Consider the following 10,786-nt stretch of genomic DNA (forward strand, 5'->3'; position numbering starts at 1 on the left):
GACCAGCGCTGCCCGCGAGCATGATTTCGAAACTGTTGAGGCCGGCTTCGACCTTGGCCACGGAATTTGCCTGCAGGGCGAGTTCGAACAGCGAACCCGCATAGCGTTCTGCGACACCTGAGATTGGCGATGACGATTGAGCCACGGACCGTCTTTTCTCTTGTCTGACAGGCCGTAGATTGTTGGCGCGAGCAAAAACTCTGGCTAAATCTTTGACCTTACTGCATTTTTTCGAGCACGGAGGCGCGGCTTCCGCTATCCCCGGCCGAAAGTCGATTGCCGTCTAGCACAGGCATTTTAAGACCGCAATGCGTCGTTCCGCATGGTTTTCAGGCACTATTGTCGCATCCGGCGAAAGTCGCCCGTCTTCGATCGCGGAATACCCAATGATTCAGGGCAGAAAGCCGAAGGCGAAGGCGAGCGGCAACGCCGCCAGGACCAATTCCAGCACAATGGAAACCCAATTGAAAGGCGTGTTGGCGCCATCAGACATCATCGACAGCAGCCGGCCGAAGGCAGTGAACAGCCAGGAGAAGCCAAGCGCCATGTAGATCAGCGGCTGCGCCAGCAGGATACAGCACAGGCCGACACCCAGATAAAAGCCCGACATCCTGCCGCGCCCCTCGGCGATCGCCGCAGCCTTCTCTGGCTTGACCTGCAGGCGCAGGGCACGAAAGGCGAGACCCGGCGCCAGGAAGAACAAAAGCCCGAGCAGCACCGTGAAGACGGCGCTCGACCAAGCCAGCCATTCGCCCTGGCTCGTCGGCCATGGAAGCGCAAAATCCATCTTGTCCCCTCGAGATGCCTGTTTTGAAATTCCGGGCATTCTAACGGAGGAAAGCCCCCGCGCCAGATGGGTCCAGGTACTTTAGGCAGCGCGCATCAACCGAGCGCGAATTCCACAGCCGCCTCGACATGGATGCGCGTCGTGTCGAAGACCGGGATGTCGAAATCCTGCTGGCCGATGAGCATGGTGATCTCGGTGCAGCCCATGATGACGCTGTCGGCCGCCTCTTCGCGGCGCAGGCGTTCGGTCTCGGCGATATAGGCCGCCTTTGAAGTCTCCTTGACCATGCCCTGGCACAACTCGTCGTAGATGACGCGATGGACCATGTCGCGCCCGGCCGCATCCGGCACCACGGGGTCCAAGCCAAATCTGTCAGCGAGCCGGCCCTTGTAGAAATCCTGCTCCATGGTGAAGCGCGTCGCCAGCAGCGCCGGACGCTGCATTCCGGCACGCTTGACCGCCACTGCGGTGGCATCGGCGATGTGGATCAGCGGGATCGACACCGACGCCTGCACCTGATCGGCCAGTTTGTGCATGGTGTTGGTGCACAAAAGCAGACCTTCCGCGCCGCCGGCCTCAAGCTTGCGCGCCGCTTCTACGAGGAGCACGCCGGCACCGTCCCAGTCGCCGTGATGCTGCCGCTCGGCGATTTCGGCAAAGTCGAACGACCACAGAAGCAGTTTCGCGGAATGCAGCCCACCCAGCCGTTCGCGCACGATCTCGTTGAGCAGGCGATAGTAGATGGCGGTCGATTCCCAGCTCATGCCGCCGAGCAGGCCAAGGGTCTTCATATGAGTTTCCACATCTCGCTGGCTTGCGGGCAACCTATCGCTGAAAGCGCAACCTTACAAAAAACTCTGCGGGTCGACGTCGACCTGCACCCGGACCGAGCCGCGTTGCTTCGGCCCGTTGGCCAGCATGGCCCTGATAAAACCTTGCATGTCGGCGCGCCGTTCGCCCTGGATCAGCAGGCGGAAGCGGTGGCGGCCGCCGAGCAGGGACAGCGGCGCCTCGGCTGGACCCAGCACGAACAGATCTGACGCCTCGGGTGCTGCGCGGCGCAGGCCGCGTGCATGGCCCTCGGCTTCCGCTCGCGTCACCGCGCTGACGATGACGCCGGCGAGCCGGCCGAAGGGCGGCAGGGCGGCCCGTTCGCGCTCGGCAATCTCGCGCTCGTAAAAAGCCTCGGCGTCGCCGGAGACGATCGCCCGCATCACCGGATGGTCGGGCTGGAAGGTCTGCAGCAGTCCAAGGCTCTTCTTGCCGGTGCGGCCGGCGCGGCCTGTCACCTGGCTGAGCAACTGGAATGTGCGTTCGGCGGCGCGTGGATCGCCGTTGGCAAGGCCGAGATCGGCATCGACGACGCCGACCAGGGTCATATTAGGGAAATTGTGGCCCTTGGCGACGAGCTGCGTGCCGATGACGATATCGGCCTCGCCGTCGGCGATCGCCTCCAGCTCCAGCCGCAGCCGCCGCACGCCGCCCATCAGGTCTGACGACAAGACGATGGTGCGCGCGTCGGGGAAATGCGTCACGACCTCTTCGGCGATGCGCTCGACACCCGGTCCGCAGGCGACCAGATGATCGAGCGTGCCGCATTCCGGGCAGGCTTCGGGGCGGCGCTCATTGTGCCCGCAATGATGGCAGACCAGTTGCCCGCGAAACCGGTGCTCGACCAGCCAGGCCGAGCAGACCGGGCAGCCGAAACGATGGCCGCAGACCCGGCACAGGGTCAGCGGCGCATAGCCGCGCCGGTTGAGGAACAGCAGCGACTGCTCCTTCCTCTCCAGCGTCTGGCGCATCTGGTCGAGCAGCACCGGCGACAGGAAACCGCCACGCGCCGGCGGCGCACGCCGCATGTCGACCGCCTTCAGATGCGGAAGCGCCGCCTCGGCGAAGCGAGCGGAAAGCACCGCCCTGTTATATTTACCTTGGCTGGCATTGACCCGGCTTTCGACCGACGGCGTCGCCGACGCCAGCACCACGGGGAAGCTGCCGATATGGCCGCGCACCACCGCCATGTCGCGCGCATTGTAGAAGACGCGGTCCTCCTGCTTGTAGGCAGGGTCGTGCTCCTCGTCGACGACGATAAGGCCGAGCTCCTTGAACGGCAGGAACAGCGCCGAGCGCGCGCCGGCGACGACCCGCACGCCGCCCTCCGCCACTTGCCGCCAAACCCGCTCGCGCCTCCGCGGCGGCAGGTCGGAATGCCATTCGCCCGGCTTGGCGCCGAAGCGCTGCTGGAAGCGCTCGAGAAAGGCATGCGTCAGCGCGATTTCCGGCAGCAGGATCAGCACCTGCCTGCCCTGGTCGAGCGCAGCCGCCACAGCCTCGAAATAGACCTCGGTCTTACCGGATCCGGTGACGCCGTCGAGCAGCGCGACGTTGAACACGCCGGCTGCGACATTGGCGCGCAGCATCTGCGCCGCGGCGCCCTGGTCCGGCATCAGTTCCGGAATAGCGTAGCCGGGATCGGGCGCGGCCACCACCGGGCGCGGCGGGATCATCACGGTCTCGAACACGCCTTGCGCCCTCAGGCCGTCGATCACCGTCGAGGACACGCCGGCGGCGTGAGCGAGGCCGGAGCGCGTCCAGGCAAGGCCGCCTTCGGCCGTCTCCAGCACGCGCTGCCTGGCGCCCGTCATCCGGTCAGGTGCGAGAAGCGTGCGCTGCAACCCCTCGATCCACGGTTCGGGGTCGAAAGCCTCCGGCGCCCTGAGCAGCATGCGCGCCACCATGCCGGGCGGCGATAGCGTGTACTGCGCCACCCAGTCGACGAAACGGCGCATCGCGCGGTCGATCGGCGGGCAGTCGAAGACCTGTTCGATAGGACGCAGCTTTTTCGCGTCGACCTTCTCGACCGCGCCATCCCAGACGATGCCGGCGACCTGGCGCGGCCCGAGCGGCACACGCACGATCGAGCCCGGCACCACGCGCATGCCGGCCGGCACGGCGTAGGTGTAGGGGCGTTCGGCGGGCATCGGCACCAGCACCGGTGCGGCTGCGACAAAGGGCGAATCTTCGATCATGAGGCGTGACCTTGCCCTGACTTTGGTCTAGATCAAAGGCCGACCCCAAATGTGCATGACATGCACATGAAAATCTTCAGGAGACCCGCCATGAAATTTTTTGTCGACACCGCCGACGTCAAGGATATCCGTGAGCTGAACGATCTGGGGCTGCTCGACGGCGTCACCACCAATCCGTCGCTGATCCTCAAATCCGGCGGCAAGATCGCCGAGGTCACCAAACAGATTTGCGACATCGTCAAGGGTCCGGTTTCGGCTGAAGTCACCGCCACCGAATATTCCGAGATGATGCAGCAGGCCAAGGTTCTGGCCAAGATCGCCGACAATGTCTGCATCAAAGTGCCGCTGACGCTGGACGGTCTCAAGGCTTGCAAGACGATCCGCACCGAGATGAACCGCCTGGTCAACGTCACCCTGTGCTTTTCGGCCAACCAGGCGCTGCTGGCGGCCAAGGCCGGCGCCTCGTTCATCTCGCCCTTCGTCGGCCGCATCGACGACATCGGCATCGACGGCATGGAGCTGATCCAGGAAATCCGGCAGATCTATGATAATTACGATTTCCAGACCGAGATCCTCGTCGCCTCGGTGCGCACCGTGAACCACGTCAAGCAGGCGGCACTCATCGGCGCCGATGTCGTGACCGCGCCGCCGGCGACCCTGAAGGCCCTGGTCAACCATCCGCTGACCGACAAGGGCCTCGCCGCCTTCCTCGCCGACTGGGCCAAGACCGGCCAATCGATTGGCTGAGATGGCGATCGGCTGAAGCCAATGCGCTTGCAGTGAAAAAAGACCGGGCAACCGGTCTTTTTTATGTGCTGCGGGTGGGGTGACTTTCCATGTCTTTGTTTTTGGGTGCCTTGCACTAGCTCTTTTGGCTTTACTGCATCGCAGCATTGCATCCAGCTGAAATCGAGAGCGACAAGTTCAAAACAGGATATTTGATCGAGTTCACCAGATCGACACGCTGCTGAAGCATACCCTGGATATCACGCTAGAGAGATGCCCTTCGACGAACTTAAAAAACGATGACTTGGTCGAACCCTTTGTAAAGGTGCTGGCTGTAGCTTCGATGTTTTAGCTACTGGGTCGAACATGAGCCTTCTAATCTCAATCGCCTTTTCTGTTCTTGCATCAATAGGACTCGCTTTCGCAAAGGCATTTTCAATCTACGGCCTCATTCGGGACAAACGTTATTCGTGGGTGAGTTTCATAGTGATTTCGGTCGTGTGGCTTGGCGCAACGGTGCTGAGTGCCAACCGGACGTGTGGTCAATGGGGGTGTAGCTGGGGCCTTCACTTCGGTTGGATTCTTGCCCTGTTGCCTCAAGGCTTCGTGACGAATGTTGCGTTAGGTGAGAAGCTATTTGTGATTGCGTTGCTTACATATTTGGGACTGTGCATCTATTTCTTCGGGCATGTCATTGGCTGGTTATCCTATGTGGTCGTCAGCATTGGAAAGGCCGTCACTAACCGCTAGTGTAGATGCTTAAGGTTTAGGCTGGGATAGGTGATGGAATTCACGAGCTTGACCCGCAGCTGAAGCATCCCCTGAAGCATGATCCCATAACGGCCGGGGTCGCTCAGTCCGCGCCGTCATCCTCAGGCACGGTCGCCGGCTGGCGCCGGCCCATGATGATTTCGCGTTTGCCAACATGGTTGGGTGCGCCGACCAATCCTTCCTTTTCCATACGCTCGACCAGGGATGCGGCGCGGTTGTAGCCGATGCCGAGGCGGCGCTGGATGTAGGAGGTCGAACACTTCTTGTCGCGCACCACCACCTTGACCGCCTCGTCGTAGATCGCATCGCTGTCTTCGGCTGCAACCGATCCCTTGTCGAAGACCGCGCCCTGGTCCTCGTCGATTTCTTCCTCATCCTCGTCGGCGGTCACGGTTTCCAGATATTCAGGCCGGCCCTGCGCCTTGAGATGCGCCACGACGTGCTCTACCTCCGCGTCGGAGACAAACGGCCCATGCACGCGCGAAATGCGCCCGCCACCCATCATGTGCAGCATGTCGCCCTGGCCGAGCAGCTGCTCGGCGCCCTGCTCGCCCAGGATGGTGCGGCTGTCGATCTTCGACGTCACCTGGAAGGAAATCCGGGTCGGGAAATTGGCCTTGATCGTGCCCGTGATGACGTCGACCGAGGGACGCTGCGTTGCCATGATCAGGTGGATGCCGGCAGCACGCGCCATCTGCGCCAAACGCTGGATGGCGCCTTCGATCTCCTTGCCGGCGACCATCATCAGGTCGGCCATCTCGTCGACGATGACGACGATGTAGGGCATCGGCGCCAGGTCTACTTCCTGCTGTTCGAAAAGCGGTTCGCCGGTGCCCTTTTCGAAGCCGGTCTGCACCGTCATGACGACGGTTTCGCCCTTGTCGCGGGCTTGGGCGGCGCGCTCGTTGTAGCCGTCGATGTTGCGCACACCGAGCCGCGCCATCTTGCGATACCGGTCCTCCATTTCGCGCACCGCCCATTTGAGCGCCGTGACGGCTTTCTTGGGATCCGTGACGACGGGCGTCAGAAGATGCGGGATGCCGTCATAGACAGAGAGTTCGAGCATTTTGGGATCGACCATGATCAGCCGGCATTCTTCCGGCTTCAGCCGATAGAGCAACGACAGGATCATGGTGTTGATGGCGACCGACTTGCCGGAGCCGGTGGTTCCGGCCACGAGCAGATGCGGCATCTTCGCCAGCTCGGCGATGACCGGCTCACCCCCGATCGTCTTGCCGAGACACAGCGCCAGCTTGCAGCTTGTCTTGCGGAAGCCCTCGGATTCGATCAGTTCCCGGAAATAGACGGTTTCGCGCATCTCGTTCGGAAGCTCGATGCCGATGACGTTGCGGCCGGGCACGACGGCGACGCGCGCCGAAATCGCCGACATGGAGCGGGCGATATCGTCGGCAAGCCCGATGACGCGAGAAGATTTGACGCCCGGCGCCGGCTCGAATTCATAGAGCGTGACGACCGGGCCGGGACGAACATGAATGATCTCGCCACGCACGCCGAAGTCTTCGAGCACGCTTTCCAGCAGATCCGCGTTCTGCTCGAGCCGCTCCTGCGACATGTAGAAGCCTTGTCCCTCCGGTGGCTGCTGCAACAGCTCTTCCGAGGGAAGCTCATAGGGATCGCCCGCGGTTGACAGCACGACCTTTCCAGCCCCAGGCAAGCGTGCAGAGCGGGCGCCAACGGCCTTGGCAGGGACGTTCGCACTTGGCGCGGCCGGCGCGGAAACGGCGACGCTTTTGGCGGCTGGAATTGCGACAGGCTGGACCGGCGACGGCGCATTGCTCGCCGGCACGTCAGGTTGGGCGACGGCCTGGTTCGAATTGGCCGGCCAAACATCCGGCAACGGCTTCAAGGCCTGGCCCGGCAGGCAGTCGATGACACGAAACAAGGCGGTGGCATCGGTCCCTGTCGTCGGACGGATGTCGATCGGCATAGTGGTGACTGGCGCTGCGGCGAGCGGCGCAGGCGACGCTGAACCGGTTTGCCGGGCCGGCGGCGAAACGTCGACCAGATAGGGTGCCATAGCCTCGAAGAAGGCATGATCCGAAAGATAGGGCCAGCGCAGCCTTTCGGTTTTGATCGGGGCGCCCGGAGCAACGGACGCACGCGCGGATGCCCGTCTCGTTGCGACCGTCCTCGGCGGCACCGGCGCAACGGCTGGCACCCTCTCCCTGGCGCGCACGGACGGGACAAAAGCAGCAGCCGGCGGCAGTGGCCCTTGCGTGGCGTGCCCGGTCTGCGGCTGGGAGGCAGGGCTTTTCACCGACGCCGGCAATGCCAGGAGCGAGGGCGCGGAGGACGCCCTGCCGACCATGGGTTGCGCAACGGCTTGCTGTGCCGGGCGCGTCGCGCCGTGTTCGACGACACGCTCGTGCTGCGGATGATGCTTCCTGGCCTCATAATCCGGCGTGCGTGTAAAACGCACGTTGGGTGCAAGGAAGAAATATTCCTGCCAGGCAGGGCTCTCGATATCGCCGATTTTCGAAGGCGTGTCGTCCGAGCCACTCCGCGGCTCCATATAGGGCCGCTTGTTGCCGCCGAGATCGACCATAGGCGCGGAATAGCCGGCCTGGCGTGTGGCGGGCTGCCGACCGTCCGGCTCCTTGCGAGCCATACGATCAAGGGCGCCTGCGGCGGAAGAACTTCGCTGATCACCCCTGTCGCCGATGCTCTCGAAGCGCTTCCCCTCGGGATCATCAGGCGGTGCGGCCGTCGACAAATTGACCCGGGAAAAACGCTTGGCTTCCATTCTCAAGACTCACTCTGAAATGTCTGCCGAGCAATAGGGAGCGAGTGGTTAACAGTTGCTTCCCGGATGGGTCGCCTACGATCCTGAGCGCCAAAATCTTCGCGAGCGACGCGGCACGATCGTCGCCTCGCCGCACCCACCGCGGTGGCGCGATCTACTCGCTGTGCCATAGCAGGCCGATGGGTCTCTTCGGCCAATCTCTGTTCAGAATCTGGCTCTGTTCGGGAATCTGGTCATGATCCCACGATCATCCCGTCATGCCTGGGGCGCCAGACCGTTTTCGTGAAGCAGATGAGGTGCGCTAGCCGGTCTTGCCGTGCCGGACAAGGTCCTGGGCAATGGACAGCTGCAGCGCTTCCGCCAACTCTCGCGCCGCGCGATTCTCGGCGTCGATCTGCGCCCGGTATGCGGCGAATTCCTGACGCGGCCTGTCGAAGGACGAGGTGATCGAACGCTTGCCGGATGCGATCACCACGCCGGTCTTCGCATCGGCCAGCGTATAGCTGCCGGTCAGCGTCACGGAACCGGCGGTCGGCTCGTCTTCGTCGGTTCCGACCTGCACAAGTGCCGCGGACTCGACCGCTTCGGTCACGCCGAGATTGAGCGAATAGGCCGGCGAGGCCGGCTCGCCGGCGCCTCGTCCAAACCCGAAAATGAGATTGTTGCGCACCTGTTGGCCGTAACGCGTATTGACCGGCTTGATGCCGATCAACGCCAGTTCGGCACTGGCACTGGCCTGCGAACCCGACAGTGGCGCGCTCGAATAGAGCGGCCGCACCGTGCAGGCCGAGACAAGCGCGAGCGAACCTATCAGGCCGGCAAGCGCCATGCGGCGCAGCAAATGGCTCAACTCTGTCTTTTCCCGATCAGGCAACGACATTGACGATCCTCTGCGGCACGATGATCACCTTGCGCGGAGCCTTCCCTTCGAGTGCTTTCTGCACGAAGTCGAGAGCCAATACCGCTTTTTCGACCGCACCTTGGTCCGCGTCGCGGGCAATTGTCAAATCCCCCCGCTTCTTGCCGTTGACCTGTACCGGATAGGTGACTTCGTTGTCGACGACCAGCGCCGGATCGAAGACCGGCCAAGGCCGTTCGGCAACGAGATCGGTGCCGCCGAGCGTTGCCCAGCACTCCTCGGCCAGATGCGGCATGACCGGCGCGATCAGATGCACGAGAATCTCCACCGCCTGCCGGCAGGCGCCTTTCAGCGCTGCATCGGCCTTGCCTTCTGCCACCTCGTTAAGCGGCGTGGTCAGCGCGTTGGCCAGTTCGTAGATGCGGGCGATGGCGCGGTTGAAAGCGAGCTTCTCGATATCCTCTCCGACCGCCTTGAGTATCTTGTGCGCGGCCTTGGAAACCACCGCGGCCTCGCCGCTGCTGGCCGCCACGGGCTTGATGCCGGCCAGTGTTTCGGCCGCCGTCGACACCAGGCGCCAGATGCGCTGGATGAAGCGATGCGCGCCGGCGGCGCCATCGTCGGTCCACTCGACATCGCGCTCGGGAGGCGAATCCGACAGCATGAACCAGCGCGCCGTATCGGCGCCGTAGCCATCGGTGATGTCTTCCGGGCTCACAGTGTTCTTCTTCGACTTCGACATCTTTTCCAGCGGGCCGATGGAGACGGTCTCGCCGGTGGCGATCTCGATGGCGCTGCGCTTGCCGTCAACGTCGTCCAGCCGAACTTCGGTGGGCGCCAGCCAGCGGCCGTTCGATGCCGAGCCAACACGATAGGTTTCGTGCACCACCATGCCTTGCGTGAACAGGCCCTTGAACGGCTCGGCCAGATCGACATGGCCGGCCTCGCGCATGGCGCGGGTGAAGAAGCGCGAATAGAGCAGATGCAGGATCGCGTGCTCGATCCCGCCAATATACTGGTCGACCGGCAGCCATTCGTTGGCCGCCTTGGGATCGGTCGGTTCATGTGCCCACGGCGCGGTGAAGCGGGCAAAATACCACGACGAGTCGACGAACGTGTCCATCGTGTCGGTTTCGCGCCGCGCATCCCTGCCGCATTGCGGACATTTCACATGCCGCCATGTCGGATGACGGTCGAGCGGATTGCCCGGGCGGTCGAAATCGACATCGTCGGGCAGCTTCACCGGCAGGTCCGCCTTCGGCACCGGCACCACGCCGCAAGCCTCGCAATGGATCATCGGGATAGGGCAGCCCCAGTAGCGCTGGCGCGAAATGCCCCAATCGCGCAGACGGAAATTCACCTTGCGCTCGGCCATCGGCCGGTTGCCGATCGTCTTCTGCTCCAGCAGTTTGGCGACTTCGTCGAAAGCCTGATCCGGCTTCAAGCCGTTGAGAAAGCGCGAATTGATCATCACGCCGTCATCGACATAGGCTTCATCGATGATCTGGAACGTCGCCGGATTCTCGCCTTCCGGCATCACCACCGGAATCACCGGCAGGCCGTATTTGTTGGCGAAGTCGAGGTCGCGCTGGTCGCCGGACGGGCAGCCGAAAATGGCGCCGGTGCCGTATTCCATCAGCACGAAATTGGCGACATAGACAGGCAGCGTCCAGTTGTCGTCAAACGGATGGACGACGCGGAGGCCGGTGTCAAAACCCTTCTTCTCAGCTGTCTCCAGCGCCGCCACCGAGGTGCCCATATGGCCGATATCCTCGATGAACTTCGCCAGTGCCGGATTGTGCGCAGCGGCCTTCTTGGCCAACGGATGATCGGCGACGACAGCCATGAAG

9 protein-coding genes are annotated in these 10,786 nt (G+C 63.0%); 2 read left to right on the forward strand and 7 right to left on the reverse strand.

What is annotated here, in order from left to right:
- The 4 genes from ENZ74_RS35030 to ENZ74_RS09520 form a co-directional block, all read right to left on the reverse strand.
- A partial coding sequence (locus ENZ74_RS35030) for a F0F1 ATP synthase subunit delta (RefSeq protein WP_164760981.1) occupies positions 1-145 on the reverse strand: 145 nt, incomplete at its 3' end.
- Positions 146-391: 246 nt separating this feature from the next.
- Complete coding sequence (locus ENZ74_RS09510) at positions 392-787, reverse strand: DUF4345 family protein (RefSeq protein WP_013529034.1); 396 nt, start codon at positions 785-787, stop codon at positions 392-394.
- A 95-nt stretch (positions 788-882) separates the two neighbouring features.
- Positions 883-1,578, reverse strand: coding sequence for an aspartate/glutamate racemase family protein (locus ENZ74_RS09515; protein ID WP_063169453.1), 696 nt, complete (start codon positions 1,576-1,578; stop codon positions 883-885).
- 54 nt (positions 1,579-1,632) lie between these two features.
- Positions 1,633-3,816: a primosomal protein N' gene (locus tag ENZ74_RS09520; protein ID WP_127312745.1), complete on the reverse strand. Its 2,184-nt coding sequence runs from the start codon at positions 3,814-3,816 to the stop codon at positions 1,633-1,635.
- A 90-nt stretch (positions 3,817-3,906) separates the two neighbouring features.
- Between ENZ74_RS09520 and fsa the strand changes: the two genes are divergently transcribed.
- Positions 3,907-4,563 (forward strand): fructose-6-phosphate aldolase, encoded by a 657-nt coding sequence (fsa, locus tag ENZ74_RS09525; RefSeq protein ID WP_024504222.1) that lies wholly within the window; start codon positions 3,907-3,909, stop codon positions 4,561-4,563.
- A gap of 345 nt (positions 4,564-4,908) precedes the next feature.
- The gene (locus ENZ74_RS09530) at positions 4,909-5,292 is read left to right on the forward strand and encodes a hypothetical protein (RefSeq protein ID WP_127218570.1); all 384 of its coding nucleotides are present in this window, start codon (positions 4,909-4,911) and stop codon (positions 5,290-5,292) included.
- A gap of 103 nt (positions 5,293-5,395) precedes the next feature.
- Here ENZ74_RS09530 and ENZ74_RS09535 read toward each other — a convergent pair whose 3' ends face one another.
- The 3 genes from ENZ74_RS09535 to leuS all read right to left on the reverse strand — a co-directional run.
- Complete coding sequence (locus tag ENZ74_RS09535; protein WP_063169455.1) at positions 5,396-8,077, reverse strand: DNA translocase FtsK; 2,682 nt, start codon at positions 8,075-8,077, stop codon at positions 5,396-5,398.
- Between the two features lie 301 nt (positions 8,078-8,378).
- Positions 8,379-8,957: an LPS assembly lipoprotein LptE gene (gene lptE / locus ENZ74_RS09540; protein WP_013529029.1), complete on the reverse strand. Its 579-nt coding sequence runs from the start codon at positions 8,955-8,957 to the stop codon at positions 8,379-8,381.
- Positions 8,944-10,786: leucine--tRNA ligase (gene leuS, locus ENZ74_RS09545; protein ID WP_127312746.1), on the reverse strand; the 1,843-nt coding region annotated here is incomplete at its 5' end. The genes lptE and leuS, both read right to left, overlap by 14 nt.

This window comes from Mesorhizobium sp. M7A.F.Ca.CA.002.15.2.1 (assembly GCF_003998715.1).
Lineage (GTDB): Bacteria > Pseudomonadota > Alphaproteobacteria > Rhizobiales > Rhizobiaceae > Mesorhizobium > Mesorhizobium ciceri.

What these genes read in the sequence shown, in the direction of transcription:
- ENZ74_RS09510 (WP_013529034.1), bottom strand. Translation starts at nt 787, where the DNA reads ATGGATTTTGCGCTTCCATGGCCGACGAGCCAGGGCGAATGGCTGGCT.
- ENZ74_RS09515 (WP_063169453.1), bottom strand. Translation starts at nt 1,578, where the DNA reads ATGAAGACCCTTGGCCTGCTCGGCGGCATGAGCTGGGAATCGACCGCC.
- ENZ74_RS09520 (WP_127312745.1), bottom strand. Translation starts at nt 3,816, where the DNA reads ATGATCGAAGATTCGCCCTTTGTCGCAGCCGCACCGGTGCTGGTGCCG.
- fsa (WP_024504222.1), top strand. Translation starts at nt 3,907, where the DNA reads ATGAAATTTTTTGTCGACACCGCCGACGTCAAGGATATCCGTGAGCTG.
- ENZ74_RS09530 (WP_127218570.1), top strand. Translation starts at nt 4,909, where the DNA reads ATGAGCCTTCTAATCTCAATCGCCTTTTCTGTTCTTGCATCAATAGGA.
- ENZ74_RS09535 (WP_063169455.1), bottom strand. Translation starts at nt 8,077, where the DNA reads ATGGAAGCCAAGCGTTTTTCCCGGGTCAATTTGTCGACGGCCGCACCG.
- lptE (WP_013529029.1), bottom strand. Translation starts at nt 8,957, where the DNA reads ATGTCGTTGCCTGATCGGGAAAAGACAGAGTTGAGCCATTTGCTGCGC.